The organism is Streptomyces sp. NBC_00510 (assembly GCA_036013505.1).
Taxonomy (GTDB): domain Bacteria; phylum Actinomycetota; class Actinomycetes; order Streptomycetales; family Streptomycetaceae; genus Actinacidiphila.
Genome location: CP107851.1, coordinates 2,747,789 through 2,766,443, shown reverse-complemented (window position 1 = coordinate 2,766,443; position 18,655 = coordinate 2,747,789). Strand labels below are relative to the sequence as shown.

At 74.9% G+C, this 18,655-nt stretch carries 16 protein-coding genes and 2 pseudogenes; 11 read left to right on the top strand and 7 right to left on the bottom strand.

Annotated elements, in window-relative coordinates:
* Nucleotides 1-5 precede the first annotated feature (5 nt).
* A complete protein-coding gene (locus OG937_12165; protein ID WUD72378.1) occupies nucleotides 6-719 on the bottom strand; it encodes a DUF4232 domain-containing protein in 714 nt (237 codons plus the stop codon).
* Between the two features lie 263 nt (nucleotides 720-982).
* Here OG937_12165 and OG937_12160 point away from each other — a divergent pair, with 263 nt between their 5' ends.
* Nucleotides 983-2,170: an Ig-like domain-containing protein gene (locus tag OG937_12160; protein ID WUD72377.1), complete on the top strand. Its 1,188-nt coding sequence runs from the start codon at nucleotides 983-985 to the stop codon at nucleotides 2,168-2,170.
* Nucleotides 2,171-2,186: 16 nt separating this feature from the next.
* On the opposite strand, the gene OG937_12155 is transcribed toward OG937_12160, so the two are convergent.
* Entirely contained in the window at nucleotides 2,187-3,323 is a 1,137-nt protein-coding gene (locus OG937_12155) for a serpin family protein (GenBank protein WUD72376.1), read from the bottom strand.
* 599 nt (nucleotides 3,324-3,922) lie between these two features.
* Between OG937_12155 and OG937_12150 the strand changes: the two are divergent.
* From OG937_12150 to OG937_12130, 5 genes and pseudogenes are all read left to right on the top strand, one after another.
* Nucleotides 3,923-4,729, top strand: a pseudogene (locus OG937_12150) (ABC transporter substrate-binding protein).
* 170 nt (nucleotides 4,730-4,899) lie between these two features.
* A pseudogene (locus OG937_12145) lies at nucleotides 4,900-5,673 on the top strand (ABC transporter permease).
* Entirely contained in the window at nucleotides 5,670-6,443 is a 774-nt protein-coding gene (locus tag OG937_12140; GenBank protein WUD72375.1) for an ABC transporter permease, read from the top strand. The pseudogene OG937_12145 and the gene OG937_12140 overlap by 4 nt, the downstream one beginning before the upstream one ends.
* Entirely contained in the window at nucleotides 6,436-7,236 is an 801-nt protein-coding gene (locus tag OG937_12135) for an ABC transporter ATP-binding protein (GenBank protein WUD72374.1), read from the top strand. The genes OG937_12140 and OG937_12135 overlap by 8 nt, the downstream gene beginning before the upstream one ends.
* Entirely contained in the window at nucleotides 7,233-7,736 is a 504-nt protein-coding gene (locus tag OG937_12130; protein WUD72373.1) for an isoprenylcysteine carboxylmethyltransferase family protein, read from the top strand. The genes OG937_12135 and OG937_12130 overlap by 4 nt, the downstream gene beginning before the upstream one ends.
* Here the strand turns inward: OG937_12130 and OG937_12125 are convergent.
* Nucleotides 7,709-8,227 (bottom strand): N-acetyltransferase, encoded by a 519-nt coding sequence (locus OG937_12125; protein ID WUD72372.1) that lies wholly within the window; start codon nucleotides 8,225-8,227, stop codon nucleotides 7,709-7,711. The two genes, OG937_12130 and OG937_12125, sit on opposite strands and share 28 nt — an antisense overlap.
* Before the next feature lie 995 nt (nucleotides 8,228-9,222).
* Nucleotides 9,223-10,575 carry an enterochelin esterase gene (fes, locus tag OG937_12120; GenBank protein WUD72371.1) on the bottom strand — a complete coding sequence of 451 codons (1,353 nt, stop codon included), beginning with the start codon at nucleotides 10,573-10,575 and terminating at the stop codon, nucleotides 9,223-9,225.
* A 172-nt stretch (nucleotides 10,576-10,747) separates the two neighbouring features.
* Here fes and OG937_12115 point away from each other — a divergent pair, with 172 nt between their 5' ends.
* The 3 genes from OG937_12115 to OG937_12105 all read left to right on the top strand — a co-directional run bounded on the left by OG937_12115 (nucleotide 10,748) and on the right by OG937_12105 (nucleotide 14,319).
* A complete protein-coding gene (locus OG937_12115) occupies nucleotides 10,748-12,673 on the top strand; it encodes a DUF5107 domain-containing protein (protein WUD72370.1) in 1,926 nt (641 codons plus the stop codon).
* Between the two features lie 73 nt (nucleotides 12,674-12,746).
* Nucleotides 12,747-13,817: an RNA ligase (ATP) gene (locus OG937_12110; protein WUD72369.1), complete on the top strand. Its 1,071-nt coding sequence runs from the start codon at nucleotides 12,747-12,749 to the stop codon at nucleotides 13,815-13,817.
* Nucleotides 13,818-13,905: 88 nt separating this feature from the next.
* Complete coding sequence (locus OG937_12105; GenBank protein ID WUD72368.1) at nucleotides 13,906-14,319, top strand: SseB family protein; 414 nt, start codon at nucleotides 13,906-13,908, stop codon at nucleotides 14,317-14,319.
* A gap of 78 nt (nucleotides 14,320-14,397) precedes the next feature.
* Here OG937_12105 and OG937_12100 read toward each other — a convergent pair whose 3' ends face one another.
* Together OG937_12100 and OG937_12095 are read right to left on the bottom strand one after the other, a co-directional pair.
* On the bottom strand, nucleotides 14,398-15,867 hold the full coding sequence (locus OG937_12100) for a phosphatase PAP2 family protein (GenBank protein WUD78718.1): 1,470 nt from the start codon (nucleotides 15,865-15,867) through the stop codon (nucleotides 14,398-14,400).
* 101 nt (nucleotides 15,868-15,968) lie between these two features.
* Nucleotides 15,969-16,349: a DUF2795 domain-containing protein gene (locus OG937_12095; GenBank protein WUD72367.1), complete on the bottom strand. Its 381-nt coding sequence runs from the start codon at nucleotides 16,347-16,349 to the stop codon at nucleotides 15,969-15,971.
* Between the two features lie 152 nt (nucleotides 16,350-16,501).
* Here OG937_12095 and OG937_12090 point away from each other — a divergent pair, with 152 nt between their 5' ends.
* Nucleotides 16,502-16,762: a DUF6158 family protein gene (locus tag OG937_12090; protein ID WUD72366.1), complete on the top strand. Its 261-nt coding sequence runs from the start codon at nucleotides 16,502-16,504 to the stop codon at nucleotides 16,760-16,762.
* Between the two features lie 89 nt (nucleotides 16,763-16,851).
* Here the strand turns inward: OG937_12090 and OG937_12085 are convergent, their stop codons facing one another.
* On the bottom strand, nucleotides 16,852-17,013 hold the full coding sequence (locus OG937_12085; protein WUD72365.1) for a hydrophobic protein: 162 nt from the start codon (nucleotides 17,011-17,013) through the stop codon (nucleotides 16,852-16,854).
* A gap of 167 nt (nucleotides 17,014-17,180) precedes the next feature.
* Here OG937_12085 and OG937_12080 point away from each other — a divergent pair, with 167 nt between their 5' ends.
* Nucleotides 17,181-18,416, top strand: a complete 1,236-nt coding sequence (locus OG937_12080) for an aminotransferase class I/II-fold pyridoxal phosphate-dependent enzyme (protein ID WUD72364.1) — start codon at nucleotides 17,181-17,183, stop codon at nucleotides 18,414-18,416.
* Nucleotides 18,417-18,655: the final 239 nt, after the last annotated feature.

Genomic DNA, 18,655 nt, shown 5'->3' with positions numbered 1-18,655 from the left:
CCTCCTCAGGACGGCTGGTCCGCCGACAGCGCGGTGACGGCGACGACACCGTCGCACTCGGCGAACACCCCGTCGTCCAGGGCGACCTGGTGCCTGCCCGCCCCGCCGGGCAGGCCCAGGACCATCGTCGGGTACTGCACCGGCGCCTCCTTGGAGATGCAGTAGCCGTCGCCCTCGCCCTGGACCTGGTGGAACGTCAGCTTCACCCATGCGCGGCCGCCCGGCGCCAGCCTGACCGGCGCGGCCGCACCGGTGTGCTGGACCGTCAGCGGCACGTTCATCTCCGGGGAGCCGTTGGCCGCCCCGGCCACCGTCGGGAAGCCCTCGACGACGCAGGGCGCGCCCGAGGTGTTGGTGAATCCGACCACCGCCGCCCCGGTGCCCGTGCCCTGGGGACGTACGGCGGCCTGGTGCGCCGAGGTCGCCTCCAGGTCCTCCGCGCCGCAGCGGTCCGCGGAGCCTCCCGTGGAACCTGACGAGGCGGCGGAGGATCCGGTGCCCCCGGGCTCCGGGGACGTGCTGGAGACCGGGAGGGTGTCACCCGGGGTCCCTGACGGCGCGCCGGTCGACGGAGCGGTCGACGGAGCGGTCGACGGAGCGGTCGGCGAGGGCGCGCCGCCCGCGACGTCGTCATCTCCCCGGCACCCCGTCAGCAGCACCGCCGCCGTCGCCGCCAGAGCCACCGCGATCGTGGCCCGCCTCGTGTTCCTGCGCTCCATGCCGTCCCCCTGGTCGTTCCGCTGTTCCGCTGTTCCCTGTTCCGCTGTTCGCCTGTCCCGTTGTCCACCCCGGCCCACGACCGGCGTTCGCCGCGGAACACGAGGCCGTGCCGCGCCCGGGTTCCGTGCGTACACGCCTGGTACGGAACGGTGACGCCACGGAGTCGTCCTGGCCGCGGAGTTCCGGTCGCCGGAATGCGGTGGACCGCCCCGAGTCCGGGCAGGAGCAGAGGTACGACTCGACAGGGGAGGAGAGCCGTCACATGACCAACGACCGCACCCGGAACCGGAGGACGACCCTGCGCGCACGTGCTGCGACGCTCGCCCTGGCCGTCGCCGCGTCGCTGTCGGCGTGCAGCGGCTCCGGCGGCGGGCCACACGCCGCGGAGCCACGGCCGGCGATCGCCGTCGCCCCCGCCTCCGGCGGGCGTGCCGTGCCCGTCGACCGCAAGGTCACCGTGCGGACCACCGCCGCGCGGATCGACTCCGTACGCGTCACCGCCGCCGGCCCCGGGCCGTTGCGCGGCACGCTCGCGTCCTCCAAGGAGAGCTGGACCTCGGCAGGCCGGCTGGCCCCCGGCGTGACGTACGACGTCCTCGTCCGTGCCACCGCCTCCGACGGCAAGCGGCTGACGGAGCACACCATCTTCACCACCGCCGAGCCCCAGCGCACCTTCGTGGGGGAGTACCACCCGGACAAGGGCACCACGGTCGGCGTCGCCATGCCCGTGTCGATCGTCTTCAACAAGCCGATACGCGACCGCGCGGCCGTCGAGCGCAAGCTCGGCGTCACCGCGAGCCCGGCCGTGGACGGGGCCTGGAGCTGGATGAAGGACTGGAGCGGCCGCGACCGCGTCGACTACCGCCCGCGCACCTACTGGAAGCCCGGCACCGAGGTCACGCTCCGCATGGACCTCGACGGCGTCGACGCGGGCGGCGGTCTCTACGGCACGCAGAACCGGGTCGTCCGCTTCCGGATAGGGCACTCGGTCGTGACCACGGTCGACACCGCCCGCAAGACCCTCACCCTGCGACGCGACGGCGCTGTCCTGCGCACCCTCCCCGTCTCCACCGGCAAGTCCGGTTTCGAGACGTGGAACGGCACCATGGTCGTCCTGGAGAAGACGCCCAGCATCACCATGAACTCCCGCACCGTGCGCATCTTCGGTCCCGAGGCGTACAACCTGAAGGACGTGAAGTGGGACGTCCGGCTCACCACGTCGGGCACCTTCGCTCACGCCGCGCCCTGGAACGAGGGCAAGTTCGGCCGCGTCAACGGCAGTCACGGCTGCATAGGGCTGAGCACGGCCGACGCCAAGTGGTTCTACGAGCACGTGTCACCGGGCGACCCGGTGACCGTCGTCCACTCCACCGACACCGTCCAGGTCAACAACGGCTACGGCGCCTGGAACGCGAGCTGGGCGGACTGGCGGGCGGGGAGCGCCCTGTGACGGCCGCCCGCTGAGGTCAGGGCGTCACCCACCCCGCCACGAGGACCGCCGGGAAGAGCCGGTGGACGGCGAGGAAGCCGAACGGGCGCAGGAACCCGACGCGTACGCGCCTGGCCTGCTGGGCCTGCCCGGGAGCGTTGCCGGCGATCAGGGAGACGGCCGTGACGGCTGCGGCGCGGAAGCCCTTCGCGCTGAAGGTCGCCGTGGCCGCCTGCTTCGCCGCGCCGACGGCCAGGGGCTGCGTGCTGATGCCGGGGAAGTGCCCGGCGCCGCTGTCCCGGGCCGTGGCGAGCCCGAACAGCGCGGCGCGGTCGAGGAGGTCGTGCTCGGCGCCGACGGTGAACGGCACCGTGGTCAGGTCGAGCGCGGGTGCCGGGTCGAAGCTCGTGACGTCCTCGACCACGACCCCCGGTCCGGGACGCCCGTACGGAAGCAGGTTGCCGGGCAGCACCGGGTACGTCCCGCCGAGGGCGGCCACGCCGGCGGCGATCACCTCGCCGGGGGCGACGTGGTCGGGGCCGAGCAGGAGGTGGACCTCGATCCCGTTGGTGCCGTTCACCTTGGCCATGGTCAGCGGGCCGAAGGGGGTGGTCGCGACCCCGGCCATGTCCAGGTGCGGCGAGCTGCGGAAGAGCGTCCCCGTGTGGTGGTCCTGGAAGGGCTCGGCCCAGTCGGTGCGCAGGGCCAGGGCGTTCGCGAGCAGCAGGAGGGTGTTCCGGTCGACGGCGACCGGCATCCTGGGGACCATGCCGTGGGTGCGGTCCGCCGCCCAGGTGTCCAGGGTCTTGCGGTCGGTCTCGGTGTCGCCGCTGAAGTGCCCGTGGGCGCCGGCCGGGAGCAGCGAGAGCCAGCCGGGCGCGAGCGGCAGGGAGGCGCGGGTCCACAGGCCGACGGCGGTGTCGACGCCGTCCATCGCGTCCAGCCGCGCGAGCAGCCGTCCCGAGGCACCGGCCGCCGTCGTGGCGTCCGCGCCGAGGACCTGTTCCAGTTCGGTGCGGGCGGGGCCCGCGGCACCCGCGGCGAGCAGGGCCAGCAGCGGCCAGACTCCCGCGGCGGAGAGGACCGTCGCCCCGGCCGGGCCGGCGCCCAGGGTCTCGCGGGCCCATCGCGCGGTCAGTGCGTTGACCGCGCCCACCAGCATCCGGTCGTCCATGTCCCCCACCCCGTCCACCCCGTCGGCCTCGTCCCCGTCAGGCGATCATCCCAGCGAACGGGTGGGGCGGCCAAGTGACCGGCGGGACCCCGCGCGACCCGATGCGGCGCGCACAAGTGAGCCCGCGCTCACCGCGCGGGCTCGTCGGCTACAGTTCCACGACCTACGAGGTGGGACTCCCTTCGCCGGCATGGTCCGGATCAGGTGCTAGGGGTCGCTTTCCGGTCTCAAAACCTCTTCCCGGACCTTCAAGCCTCTCAGCCCGGCCGTTGTACCCGGTTCCGGTGGAAGCCGCTGCTTCCTGCTCCGGCTCCGGTGCTACCAGACTCCCTCGCTCGCCCCGCAGGCCACATTCCAATGTACTCAGGGCGGAAGCGGACCACCAGGGGCAAAAGCCTTCAATTCATGATTTTTTCCATGTAATTCCACCTCTCGCGCCTCCTGTGCCCCTGCTCTCCCGTCCGTGACACGACTGTCAGCGAGGAGCCGTTGTGCGATCCGTTGACGCGGCCGCGCGGCGCCCCTACCGTCACTTGGCGCACCACCCAATGAACGACAGTTCACTGTGCGAACGGAACTGATCAGATCAGGGAGTGCCCATGCGTCGCACCTTTCCCCTGCTCCTGTCGGCGGCAGCGCTCCTCGCCGCCGGACTCACCGCTTGTGGCGACTCCGACGACTCCGCCGGCAAGGGCGGTCCCTCCGGTTCCGGCGGAGGCACGCGGAGCGTCACGGTCGGCGCCATCGCCATCGTCGACACCGCACCGGTGTACCTCGCCCAGAGCCAGGGCTTCTTCAAGAAGCACGGCATCGACGCGAAGATCACCTCGGTGCAGGGCGGCGCCGCCAGCATCACCGGCGTGATGGGCGGCCAGTTCGCCTTCGGCTTCGCCAACACCACCTCCCTGCTCACCGCCCAGCAGCAGGGCCTGCCGCTCAAGGTCGTCGCCAACGGCGTCGCCTCCACCGGCGAGCGGGACACCGACTACAGCGCCGTCCTCGTCCCGGCCGGCAGCCCGGTCAAGTCCGCCAAGGACCTCGCGGGCAAGACCGTCGCGGTCAACCAGCTGAAGAACATCGGCGACACGACCGTGCGCGCCGCCGTGCGCAAGGACGGCGGTGACGCCTCCAAGGTGGAGTTCGTCGAGATCCCCTTCCCCGACATGCCGGCCGCCCTGTCCAAGGGCCGGGTCGACGCGGTCTGGGAGGTCGAGCCCTTCGTCACCCAGGCCACGGGCCAGGGGGCCCGCGCCGTCGCGTGGCCCTACGCCGATGCCGCGCCGGACCTCACCGTGGCCATGTACTTCACCACCCGGCAGACCGTCCAGAAGGACCCGGAGCTGGTGAAGGACTTCACCGCCGCCATGAACGAGGCCCTCGCCTACGCCGACGCCCACCCCGACGCGGTGCGGGAGACACTGAAGTCCTACACCTCGATCCCCGCCGAGGCCATCGCCAAGATCAAGCTCCCCAAGTGGCCGACCGAGATCAACCGGGAGTCCGTCCGGACCGTCGCCGACGACGCCCGCCAGGACGGCACGCTCACCAAGGACGCCGACCTCTCGGCCCTCCTGCCATGAGGGGACGCGACGCCGCGTACGGAGCGGCCGGCCTCGCGGTGCTGTTCGGCATCGCCGAGGCCGTCCCGCGGCTCGGCTGGGTCTCCCGGGACTTCCTGCCCCCGGCGAGCGAGATCCTGCGCACCCTCGGCCACGAATTGACCACCCGTCAACTCTGGTCGGCGCTCGGCGACACCATGAGCGCCTGGGCCATGGGCCTGGCCATCGCCTTCGTCCTCGCCGTCGCGCTCGGCACCCTCATCGACGCCGTTCCCGGCGCCCGTGCCGCCACCGCGTCCACCGTCGAGTTCCTCCGCCCCATCCCCTCCGTGGCGCTCATCCCGCTCGCCACCCTGCTCTTCGGCGCCGACCTCGGCTCCAGTCTCCTGCTGGTCGTGTACGCCGCCTTCTGGCAGGTGCTCATCCAAGTGCTGTACGGCGTCGCCGACGTCGACCCGGTCGCCCGCGAGACCGCCCGCTCCTACCGCCTCGGCCACTGGACGACGCTGCGCCGCCTCGTCTGGCCCACCGCGCTCCCGTACGTCATGACCGGGCTGCGGCTCGCCGCCTCGGTCGCCTTCATCCTCGCCGTCACCGCCGAACTGGTCATCGGCAGCCCCGGGCTCGGACTGCGCATCCAGCTCGCCCAGTCCGGCGGCGCCGTCGCCACCGTGTACGCCCTGATCACCCTCGCCGGGATCATCGGTGTCGTCGTCAACCTCGCCGTACGCAGCCTGGAGCGGTGGCTGCTGGCCTGGCACCCCTCCGTGCGCGGGGAGGCCGCCGCATGAGCCGCCTCGCGCGCCTCCTGCCCGGGGCCCTGCGGGTGCTGGGACTGCCCGCCCTCCTCGTCCTCGGCTGGTGGGCGTGGAGCGTGTGGCGGCCCAGCTTCTACGTTCCCTCGCCGCAGCGCATCGCCGCCGTCTTCGGCGACGTGTGGCTCACCGCGCGCCTGACCGACGACGTCCTGCCCAGCCTCGCCCGGCTCCTCGCCGGGTACGCGCTCGCCGCGCTGCTCGGCGTCGCCCTCGGCACCGCCGTCGGCCTCTCGGCCCGGCTGCGCGCCGCCACCGAACCCGCGCTGGAGTTCTTCCGGGCGATACCGCCGCCCGTGCTCGTGCCGCTGATCATGCTCGTCGCAGGGCTCGACACCACCATGAAGGTCCTCGTCATCGTCTCCGGCGCGATCTGGCCCGTGCTGCTCAACACCATCGAGGGCGTCCGCGCCGTGGACGAGGTGCTCGCCGACACCGCCCGCGTCTACGGCCTGCGCGGCCCCGCCCGGCTGCGGCGCCTCGTGCTGCCCGCCGCGAGCCCGCAGATCATGGCGGGCCTGCGGCAGGCGCTGTCGCTGGCCATCATCCTCATGGTCATCGCGGAGATGTTCGCCAGCACCTCGGGCATCGGCCACTCCGTCGTGCTGTTCCAGCGGCAGTTCCAGATCCCCGAGATGTGGAGCGGCATCGTGCTGCTCGGCCTGGTCGGCTTCCTGCTCTCGCTCGCCTTCCGCGCCCTCGAGCGCCGGGTCCTGCACTGGCACCAACGGGAGACACATGCTTGAGATCACCGGACTGCGCAAGGTGTACGAGGGCCGCGGCCGCGTCGTCGAGGCGCTGCGCGGCATCGACCTCACCGTCGACCGCGGCGAACTCGTCTGCGTCGTGGGCCCGTCCGGCTGCGGCAAGACCACCCTGCTCAAATGCGTCGCCGGACTCCTGACGCCCACCGCGGGCCAGGTCCGGCTCGCCGGGCGCGTCGTCGACGGGCCGCCGCCCGGCATGGCGGTGGTCTTCCAGGAGTACGGCCGCAGCCTCTTCCCCTGGCTGACGGTCAGTCAGAACGTCGAACTCCCGCTCCGCGAGAAGCGCGTGCCCCGCCCGCGCCGCACCGCCCTCGTCCAGCAGGCGCTCGCCGCCGTCGGGCTGGCCGACGCGGGCGCCGCCCACCCCTGGCAGCTGTCCGGAGGCATGCAGCAACGCGTCGCCATCGCCCGCGCCGTCGCCTACGAGCCCCAGGTCCTGCTCATGGACGAGCCCTTCGCCGCCGTGGACGCCCAGACCCGCGCCGACCTCGAGGACCTCCTCCTCGGGCTCTGGCACCGTCTGGGCATCACCACGATGCTCGTCACCCACGACATCGACGAGGCCGTCTACCTCGCCCGCCGTGTCGTCGTCCTCTCCGCCGCGCCCACCGTCGTCCAGGAGGACCTGCACGTCGACCTCCCCCACGACCGCGACCAGATCATCACCCGCTCCGACCCCCGCTTCGCCGAACTGCGCGCCCACGTCTACGGGCACATCCGCGCCGCCAAGACGGATCCGGGACGGCCGCCCGCGGGCACGATGAAGACATGAGACGGTCCACGGCCGCGCTCGGCAGCGCGGTCTTCCTCCTCGCGGCGCCCGGCGTCGTGGCGGGGCTCGTGCCCTGGTGGCTGACCGGGTACGCGTCCGGCGACGGCCCCTGGCCGCTACGGGCCGCCGGCGGCCTGCTCGCCCTCGCCGGCGCGATGGTGCTCCTGCACGGCTTCGCCCGCTTCGTACGCGAGGGGCGCGGCACGCCCGCGCCCGTGGCCCCCACCGAACGCCTCGTCACCGGCGGCGCGTACGCCCGGGTCCGCAACCCCATGTACCTGGCCGTCGTGGCGCTCGTCGCCGGGCAGGGACTGCTGCTCCTGCGGCCGGTGCTGTTCCTCTACGCCGCCGCCGTGTGGCTGACGGTCGCCGCGTTCGTCCGCTGGTACGAGGAGCCGACGCTGCGCGCGGCCCACGGCGAGGCCTACGAGGCGTACCGCCGGGCCGTGCCCGCGTGGCTGCCGCGGTTCCCTCAGACCCGGTCGAAGGGCTCCGCGTAGCGGAACGCCCCGCTGACCGAAGGGGTGTAGGCGGACAGCGGGCGCACCTGGAAGTACGGCCCCCAAGCCGGCTCGGGCGGCGTGATCCGGTAGTCCGTGCTCGCCCGGAAGCCGTACCGGCCGTAGTAGTCAGGGCTTCCCAGCAGGGCCACGAGCGGTTCCCCGAGGGCGTCCGCCGCGCCCAGCACGGTGTGTACCAGCGCCAGGCCGACACCCTTGCGCTGGTATTCCGGCGCGACGCTCAGCGGGCCCAGACCGAGCACGGGCGTGCCGCCGGCGTGCGCCCGCGTGCAGACGACATGGCCGACGACGCTCTCGCCGTCGGCGTCCACGGCGACCAGGGACAGCTCCGGCAGCCAGGCGTCGCACTTCCGCAACTCGGCCAGCAGCGTGACCTCGACGGGGACGGGATGCTCCGCCGAGGCGAACGCCTCCGCGGTGAGTGCCTGTACGGCCGGGACGTCGTCGGGGGTCTCACGTCGAATCAGCACCCGGGCAGTCTGGACGCCCCGCCCTTGCCCGGCAAGCGCATTTCGAGCGCGGCCACCCCGTTGGCCGTCCTTCCGGGGTGCCCACGGCGGTTCGCGGCGGCCCGGCGCGCGGACGGCCGCGCATACCGCGTGGTTACGGGGGTGGTGCCGCGGCGGTCGTCGTCGACCGGGCCGCGCGACGCCCCCGCCCGGTCGGCGAGTTGACGCATGTGCACGCCGTCGCAAGCCAGTTCGGGAAGGGGTGCCCCGGCTGCGGCGCGGAGGGACTTGTGCGCCGGGCCACGGTGGCGAAGAGGTTTGGGTGGTCGACGGCTCCGGTGACGCCGCGAGCGGACCGGGTGTTGAGGGCGCCGTCGTGCCCTGACGGCATCGCGCCGCCATCCGCCGCACCGGACCGGCCGACGGCCGGGGCCGGGTGGGCGGTCCGGCTCATGCCGTGGTCATTGCGGACCCCCGCGCCCGCGCCGCCGTCGCGCGCGCCGGTCGGCGCGCAGCCGCGGTCGACGGCTGGGCCCAGGAGCGCCGCGCCGCGGCGAGGCGGGGCTGTGCGGCCGTTTCTCGCTGCCCCGGGCCGGTCTGGTCCCGCAGCGGCCGTGCCGTGCCGGGGTCATCACCGCCCCGGCACGAGTGTGCCGGGCCGCCGCGTCGGACCGGCTCCGTGCCGGCCCGGGCGGATACGCGGGTGCGGGGGAGGGACCGCGCGGCAACGAGGCCCGGTCGTGGGGTACATCCCTTGCCGCCCCGGGCGGCACGCGGCCCGCAGCGGCCGGGCCGTGCCGGGGTCATCACGGCCCCGGCACGAGTGTGCCGGGCCGCCGCGTCGGACCGGCTCCGTGTCGGCCCGGGCGGATACGCGGGTGCGGGGGAGGGACCGCGCGGCAACGAGGCCCGGTCGTGGGGTACATCCCTTGCCGCCCCGGGCGGCACGCGGCCCGCAGCGGCCGGGCCGTGCCGGGGTCATCACGGCCCCGGCACGAGTGTGCCGTGCCGCCGCGTCAGACCGGTTCCGTGTCGACCGGGGCCGATACGCGGGGGCCGGGGAGGGTGCCCGGGAAGGGGCCGCGCAGCAACGAGGCGAGGCCGTGGGCGAGTTCCTCGCGCCAGCACAGGTAGTCGTGACCGCCGTTGTACTCGTGGTGCGCCACCTCGTACCCCTGGGCCAGCAGGGTGTCCCGCAGCCGCCGGACCACGGCCGTCAGGCCCCATTCCTGCAGGCCCGCCGACAGGTGGAACCGCACCGGTCTTCGCGCCAGCGACGCCACGCGCCCGGTCAGCCACTCCTCGGGCAGGGCTCCCGCGCGGCGCCCGGCCGGCCACCAGAAGGCGCCGGACTGGGCGAGCACGTTCCCGAACCGCTCGGGCCGGCGCAACGCCGTGTACGCGGCGGCCAGTCCGCCGAGGCCCTGGCCGGCGACGACCGTGCGCGCAGGGTCGCCGCTGACCGGCCACCGACGCGCGGCCCAGGGCAGCAGTTCACGGGTCAGGAAGGCCACGAAGCGGTCGTCGCAGGTGAGTTCGCGGCGCCGAGTGTCGCTGTCCAGCGCGTCCGGCATCAGCGCGACGAGCGGGGGCAGGGCGCCGGCCGCCACGAGCCCGTCGAGCAGCGCCGAGACGTCGAGGTGCTGCTGCCACACGTCCCCGTCGAGCAGCACCACCACCGGCAGCCCGGCGAGGTCCTCGTAGCCGGACGGGGCGTAGGCCCACACACGGCGCCAGTTGCGCAGGTGGGCGCTGCGCATGGTGTGGACGGATACCTCGCCCACCGGCGTCCCGGGCCGGTTCCGCCCCGCGCCGAGCGGCGCCGGTGCCGCGGGGAGGGCGACCACCGACAGCGGCTCGGTGCCCCAGCGGGTGGGGAAGTCCGTCCGGTTGAGCGGGTCGCGCCGCGGGTTCCGCCGCAGCCCGCGCAGGTACGCCTGGCCCTTGGGCCCCGAGGGGGCCACGCCCGCGCCGTCTCCCTCGTCCACGCAGAGCGCGTACGTGGCGCGCCAGTCGGCCCGCATCCTTATCGTCCAGTGCCACACGTCCGTGCCCGGCACGCGCGACATCAGGTTCCCGGCCAGGTCGTCAGGGTCGAGCACCTGGTTGGGCAGGGCCAGTACGGCGCGCGTCGCGGCGGTGCCGCGCCAGAGGAAGGTGACCGCGGCGTGTCCGGGGTCGCCGTCCAGGCGCTCCACCAGCGGTGTCCCCTCGGCCTCCACGGCCCGCCAGAACTCGGCCTCGCGCTCGGGGCGGGCGGCGAGCGCCGCCAGCCGCGGACTGTGCGCGCGTTCGACCGGGGCGGGACGCGGAACGCGGGGCGCGCGCGAGGGCGTGCCGTTCGGCGGGCTCCACAGCGTGGACAGCATGATCGGCAAACCCTCCCGGACCGGTCCGACGGCAAAAGAAGGCCAAAATGACGTTCACCATATATTGAAGTCCGCACGCGGCCCGTTCCATGAGGTCCAAACCCCTGACGGCGCAGGCCGAAAGGGGGTTCCATGTCCTCACCCGACCACCGGTGACAGAGAGAGGGACCTCTTGGCCACCACCGTGCGACGCACCACCCTCACCCTCCCGGCCAGCCCGCTCGGCCCGGAGAACCCCCTGCCCGCGCTCCGCGCGTCCGGGGACCCACACGTCCTCGACCCCGCCGAGAGCGCCGCGCTCCCGCCGGGCATGGCCCGGCGCATCGCCTACGGGCAACTGCGCACCCTGCTCCCCGTACCGCGTCTCGACGGCTACACCCGCGAGCGCGTGCCCACCGCGCTGGACGCGGTCGTCCTGGAGAACGACCGGTTGCGCGCCACCGTCCTGCCCGGCCTCGGCGGCCGCCTGTACGCGCTGCACCACAAGCCCACGGGCCGTGAACTGCTGCACGCCGACCCCGTCCTGCAGTACGCCGACTTCGGCCTCGCCGGCGCCTGGTTCTCCGGCGGCGTCGAATGGAACCCCGGCGCCACCGGGCACACCACGCTCAGCTGCGCCCCGCTCCACGCCGCCCGCGTCCCGGCCCCCGACGGCGGCGAGATGCTCCGCCTCTGGGAGTGGGAGCGGCTGCGCGACCTGCCGTTCCAGATCGACCTGTGGCTCCCCGAGGGCTCCGACTTCCTCTACGCGGGGGTACGCGTCCGCAATCCTCACCACCGGACCGTTCCCCTCTACTGGTGGTCCAACACCGCCGTACCCCAGACACCTGGCACCCGCGTCGTCGCACCCGCCACCCATGCCTGGCACTTCGGCGCCTCCCGCACCCTCCAGCGGGTGCCCGCCCCCGAGGCGCCCACCGCCTCCGAGCACCCCGCGGACTGGTTCTACGACCTGCCCGACGGCACCCGCCCCTGGATCGCCGCCCTCGACACCGACGGCCGCGGCCTCGTGCAGACCTCCACCGACGCCCTCGGCGGCCGCAAGCTCTTCGTCTGGGGCCGGGGTCCCGGCGGACGCCGCTGGCAACGCTGGCTCGCCGGGGACGAGGGCGACGCCCCGGGCTACCTGGAGATCCAGGCCGGACTCGCCCCCACCCAGCTGGAACACCTCCCCCTGGCTGCGGGCGCCGCCGTGAGCTGGCTGGAGGCCTATGGCCCGCTGGAGACCGCTCCCGGCGCCGGCTCCCGCGCCGTGGCGGAACGGCTGGAGGCGGTCCTGCCGCGCGAACACCTGCGCGCCGCCCACGAGGCGTGGCTGCCGGCCGCCGACACCGAGCCCAAGGACGTCCTCGCCACCGGCTCCGGCTGGGGCGCGCTGGAGGTCACCCGCGGCCGCTTCGACCTGCCCGGTACGCCCTTCGCCGCCGACACCATGGGCGAGCGGCAGAAGCCCTGGCTGGAACTCCTGCTCGCCGGGGTCTTCCCGCGGCTCGGCGAGGACTCCGTCCCCGGCCCCGCGCTCGTCTCCCCGGAGTGGCGGGAACTGCTGGAGACCGCGGCCACCTACGAGGGCAACGGCTGGGCCCTGGACTACCACTTGGGCCTCGCCCAGTGGCACGCAGGTGACCGCGCCCAGGCCGTGCTCAGCTGGGAGCGGGCCGCCGCGGGGTCGGGTTCGTGCCTGCCGCTGCACTGCCTGGCCGTCGCCGACCAGACCGACGGCAATCCGGAGCGCGCCGCCCAGCGCCACCTCGACGCCTTCAGGGCGGTCCCCGGGGGCGACGCCTGGGCCACCGCCGCGGGCGCCCTGGCCCGCGAGGCCGTCCCGGCCCTCCTGGCCGCCCGCCGCCCCGGCGACGCCGCCGCCGTGCTGGAAGCCCTGCCCGGCACCCTCCGCGCCCGCGGCCGCTTCCGGCTGCTGCACGCCCAAGTCCTGCTCGCCGCAGGCGACATCGCGGCCGCGCGGGCCGTCTTCGACGAGGGCTTCACCGTCGACGACCTCAGGGAGGGGGAGGAGTCGCTGCACACCACCTGGCAGGCCCTCACCGGCGAACCGCTGCCCCGGGCGTACGACTTCCGCATGGCACCGGCACCCTGAAAAACCGTTCGCCCGCGACGCGCGGCACCCCGCACAGTGGTGCGATCCACGCACCACCACGAGGGGGAACCCGATGTCGACGCTGCGCGTCACGGCCGAACGGCTCACCGTCCACGACCACCCGAACGCGGACGCCCTGGAACTCGCCCAGGTCGGCCTCTACCGGGCGGTCGTGGCCAAGGGCGCCTACCGGACCGGCGATTTCGCGCTGTACATCCCCGAGCAGTCCGTGCTGCCCGCCGCGCTCATCGACGAGCTCGGCCTGACCGGACGGCTCGCCGGCCCCGCGGCCGACCGCGTCAAGGCGGTGCGGCTGCGCGGCGAGCTGTCCCAGGGCATCGTCTGCCGCCCGGCCGCGCTCGAGGGCACGGACCTGGCGCGGGCCGCCGGCGACGCCACCGACTTCGCGGAGCTGCTCGGCATCAGCAAGTGGGTGCCGCCGGTCCCGGTGTCGATGAGCGGCGACGTGGAGTCGGCGCCGGACCTGCTGCCGTGGATCGACATCGAGAACGTCAAGCGCCACCCCGGGGTGTTCGGCGAGGGCGAGCCGGTCGCGATCACCGAGAAGCTCCACGGGACGGCCTGCTGCCTGACCTACCTCGCCGGCCCGGGACGTGTGCTGGTCACCTCCAAGGGGCTGGGCGCCCAGCGCCTCGCCCTGAAGGAGGCCGACGGCAACCTCTACTGGCGCGCCGTCCGCGGACACGGCCTGCCCGACGTTGCCGCGGCCCTCGCCGGCCGGCTCGGCGCCAGCCGCGTGGCGATCTTCGGCGAGGTCTACGGCGCCGGTGTCCAGGACCTCGGCTACGGCGCCGACGCGGGCCGCGACACGCCCGGCTACGCGGCCTTCGACGTCGCCGCCGAGATCGACGGGGCGGTCCGCTGGCTCGACCCCGCAGAGGTCCTCCCGGCCGGGAGCGTGCCGCTGGTGCCCACGCTCTACCAGGGCCCGTACGACCTCGACGTCGTCCTGGAGCTCGCGCGGGGCGCCGAGACCGTCTCCGGCCGCGGCCTGCATCTGCGCGAGGGCGTCGTGGTCCGGGCGGCCCCCGACCGGCACAGCCCCGAGCTCGGCGGACGCGCCGTCCTCAAGGCGGTCAGCGACGCCTACCTCACCCGCAAGGGCGGCACCGAGTACGAGTGACACCCGCGGAGCACGCATGACCGTTCCCTCGGTGGGTACGCGCAGCCCCCGAGCCACCCCGTACGCAAGCAACGGAAAGGGAACGGCCATGACCGATTTCACCACTCCGAACGGTGCGCAGCCCCCGGCACAGCGTGCCCTGCACGAGATCGCCACCGGCGGTGACAACGCGGCCGCGCTCAGCACCCTGGCCGCCAGCGACATCCTGCTGCCGGTGCCGGTGGCGCCGGAGGAGTCCGCGGGGGAGGAGGCGGAGCAGGAGACGATCAGCCTGCCGGTCTTCGAGCAGGAGGACGGGACGAAGCTGGTCCCGGTCTTCACCTCGGAGGTGCGCCTGGCGCACGCCCTGCCGAACGCGCGGGGGTACCGCATCCTGCCCCTCGCGGCGCTGAGCAGCGGCTGGCCGTCGGACGAGCTCACGCTCGCGATAGACGCGGGATCGCCGGACACCCTCACCATCAAGGGCGAGGGCGTCCGTGCGCTGGCGGGCCTGTCGGGCTGACCGACGGCGGTCCGCCCACCCGCGCGTGCCACGCGGGCCGCGCCCCCCGGGAGCGCGGCCCGCGTCGTGCTGCCGGGGTCAGAGCGGCCGGTAGACGGTCAGGGCCTCGTTGGCCTTGTCGATGACCAGGTCGCGCGGCGCGGGCGCGACCTCGCCGTCGAAGGCCAGGCGGGTGCCGGGATCGACGTCGCCGATCCGCAGCCGCCGCAGCAGGGCCGTGGTGGAGCCGGTGAGGGCGGCCGCGAGCAGGCGGGTGCGGGCGTAGGGGCTGCCGGGGACGATGCGGACGTCGAGCTGCCCGTCGGAGAGGGCTCGGCGGCGCAGCGGCGCCGGGCCGATGCTGCGGTAGGCGCCGTTGCCGGCGAAGAGCATCCACACCGAGTGGCGCCGCCCGTTGATCTCCAGGTCGATCGGGGCGGACGTGCGCAGCACGTGCAGCGCGGCCAGCACCCCCGCGGGCCAGCTGCCCACGCGCCGCGACCAGCGTTCGCGGTAGCGGACCAGGTCGGGGTAGACGCCGATGCTGAAGGTGTTGAGGAAGACCGTGGACCGCGCGGACCCGTCCGCCTCGCCCGCGGCGTCGCCGGTCGGGGAGACCCGCGCGACGTCGACGGCGATCGCGGTGCCCTCCCGGGCCGCCCGTGCGGCGTCGTCGATGTTCTCGATCGACAGGTCGAACGCGAAGTGGTTGTACGTGCCGCCGGGGGAGACGAGCAACGGCACACCGTGCCGCAGCGCGACCGACGCGGCGAGGCTGACGCTGCCGTCCCCGCCGTGGATGCCGAGCGCGCCGCCGGCCTCCGCGGCCTGCTGGGCGGCCTTCTCCAGCATCTCGGCGAGGTCGTCGTCCTCGGAGCACTCCTCGACCACGGCCTCGGGCAGCGCGCCGCGCAGCCGCTCGGCCGGCGGGCCGAGCAGCGGCGGAGGGCCCGAGACCTCGTTGACCACCGCGTACAGCCCGCGGCCGTCGGGCAGGGCCGGGGCGTCGGCCCGGGGAGTGGGGGGCACCGCCAGCTGCCGCCCGGTGGGGACCAGGCCGCGTACGGCCAGGGCCGCGCCCGCGCCGAGGGCCATCCCGGCGGCGACGTCGCTGGGGTAGTGCACGCCGGTGTAGATCCGGGAGAACGCCACCGACCAGGCGACCGGCAGCACCGCGGCGCCCCAGCGGGGCGCTTCCAGGGCGACGCCCGCGGCGAACGCGGCGGCCGACGCGGCGTGGCCGGACGGGAAGGACGTGGTGCCGGGCTGCCGCGACAGCCGGCGTATCACCGGCACGGCGTCGAGGACCGGGCGGTTGCGGCGCACCGCGCCCTTGCCGACGGTGTTGACCACCGCCGACGCCACAGCCAGCGACGCGGCGCCGCGCAGGGCGGCGCGCCGGCCGGTGCGGCCGCCGACGGCCGCGATGCCGGCCGCGACCCCGAACCACAGCAGCCCGTGGTTGGCGGCCCTGCTGAGCCGCGGCAGCACCGGCTCGGCGGCCGGCCACGAACGGGTCGCCACGTTCAGGAACAGGTCCTTGTCCCATGCGCTCAGGATCCGGCGCACAACGGCTACCTCCACGATCGATCGATTCCCGGGCGGTGCGGTCGGTGCGGGCGCGCGGGGCCGGTGGACCGGCCCCGTGGCCCGCGTCGCGGTGCGGCCCGTCAGGCCTCCGGGCGCATGCCCAGCGTCCGGACGACTTCCTGGACGTTGGCGTACCGCCGGTTGTCGCCGGGGAGTCCGTCCACCAGGTCGGTCAGGGGGTCCGGCGCGTGCCGGTCGCGCAGGGCCCGCAGCAGGTCGCCGCGCCGGGCGGGGAACGGCTCCCGGGTCAGATGCCTGCCGAGCTCGAACCGCACCGCCGTGCCCTCGGGGGCCCCCGCCCAGGCCGGCCCGGTGCCGACCTCGGGGTCGTCGTCGGCGCCGGGTTCGGGGTCGTGCCACTCCTCGACCCGGGTGGAGTGCCCGGAGCGCAGCAGCTCGCGCAGCTCGTGCTTCATCTCGTCGTCACGGTGGACGCTCAGACGGTCGCTTCCTCGTTGCACGGTGGCTCCTTTCCTCAGGGGTCAGGTCTCTCCATCGTCTACCCGGACCAGGGATCCGATGCCTGTTGAATGCCCACAGAAGCGGATGAATCCCCGCACCGGGGGTACCAAACGGGCGAGGTGACAGGAGGCGAAAGGAAGGTGCGCGACCCATGAGCCGCTACCCCGGCGGGGTCGACCCCGCAGACCTGGACGAACGACAACTGGTGCAGGAACTGGAGTCGGTCCACCGGACCCGCCACGAGACGCTGCTCTACGGCTCCGGGGCGGCCCTCGACGCCCACAACTCGCGGATGGCGGCCCTGGAGGGCGAGTACCTGCGCCGCCATCCCCAGCGGATGGTCTCCTCCGGCCGTACGCGGGCCGGGGCGAGGGCCCGCACCCTGCGCATGCCGGTCCAGGCGCAGCAATAGCGGACCGGGGGAGGAAACCTCGCGAATCCGGGGCGCGCGGCCCCCCGACGGCCGCCGCACGCCTCTCCTGCCGCTCGCGGTCGCGTCCACTACCACCGGTACCAGCGCGAGCCGGCGGAACCGCTCCGTGCCACGAATCCGAGCAGCCACAGCACCAGGACGACCAGGGCGGCCCACCACAGGACGTCGACCGCGAAAGCCGCGCCGAACAGGACGAGGGCCAGCAGCAGGACGACGAGCAGCGGGACCATGGGAACACCTCCTGGATTCCGGTTGCCCTGGATTCCCGGTGGCACGCAGCGGGATTCGCGCGCCCCGGCGGCGGGAGCGCGGAGCGCGTGCGAGGGTGGCGGCGGGGGCCGGGCCGTGGGCCCGGTCGCCGGATCCCGCCGGTCACCCGATCCCACCGGAGGTACGGATGCAGCGGACCTCACCGCCGGCCCCCGCCGGGCGTCTCGCGCGGGCCGGTCTGCGCCCCGACCCGGGGCTGCCGGTGCCGCAGTACTGGGCGGAGCGGCTGTCCGCAGGTCTGCCGGGCGGTGCCGTGCCGGAGCCGCCCGGGGGCGGCGAGGCGGTGCGCGCGGCCGCGGCGGGCCACTGGGAGCGGCGCGGGCTCGTCACGACCGCGGCCGACACCGTCGCCGCGCCGGGCGCGGAGCCCCTGCTGCTGGCGCTGCTCGCCGCGGTGGACGGCGACGTCGTGCTCGCCAGGCCCGCCGCCGCCTGGCAGGCCCCGCTGGTGCGGACCCTGGGCCGGCGCGCCACGACCGTGCAGACCCCCGCGGTGGGCGGCGGCGCACCCGACCCCTTCGCCCTGCTGGAGGCGGTACGCCGGGCCCGCGCGGAGGGCACCGACCCGCGCGTGCTGCTCATGTCGGCCGCCGACGACCCCAGCGGGACGGTGACGCCCCCGGAACTGCTGCACGAGGTGTGCGAGGCCGCCGAGCAGTGCGGGCTGCTGCTGGTCTCCGACGAGACGTACGCCGACACGGTGCACCATCCGCACGAGACCGTGCTGCTCACCCCCGCCGAGACGCTGCCCGGCCGGACGATCGTCGTCGTGGACCTGTGCGCCGCCCTGGCCCCGCCGTCCTGGCCCGTGGCGATCGCCCGCTTCCCGGCCACCGCCGAGGGCGCACGCCTGCGCGCCGCCGTGGCGGACCGCTGCGCCGGGCTGCGCGCGGTGCTCCCGGAGCCGGTGGCCGCCACGGCCGCCCACGCGCTCGCCGAGGGCGCCGACGTCCGGGCCCATCTCGCCGCCGCCACCCGCCTGCACGCCGCCCTCGGCGCCGCCTCGTACGTGGCGGTCGCCCGAGCGGGCGCCCTGTGCCGCCCACCCGAAGCGGGCTTCCACCTCTACGCCGACCTCGGCCCCCTGCGGCACGCCCTGGCAGCCGCCGGCGTCACGGACGCGCCCACCCTGGAGACCGCCCTGTCCGCCCGCCTCGGCCGCCCCGTCCCCGGCGGCCACCGCTTCGGCGACGACCCGTCCGCCCTCCACGTCCGCATCGACACCGGCCCCCTCCACGGCACCGACGACCCCCAGCGCCACGCCGCCCTCACCTCGCCGGCCCCTCTCGAACTCCCCCACGTCGCCGCCGCGTTGTCCGACCTCGAGTCCGCGATCGCCGGCCTGGCCAAGGGCGCCGCCTGAGCCCCGCCCCATGCCGATGCCATGCTGCGAAAGCGGGGCCGTCCGGGCCGGGTTCTCCGAAGCGGTTGCCCCCGGGGCCACGGTGTGCGTGGGCGGGTTCGGCACGGAGGCGCTGCGGGCGCGATGAGGCCGATGAGGGGCTGATGCGATCCGTGGGCGCCGACCCTAGGTGCGTCGGTGCTTCCCGGGGCGGACCTGGCACCGGCTGCATGGGAGCCGGCGGCGAACTGCACCGCGTG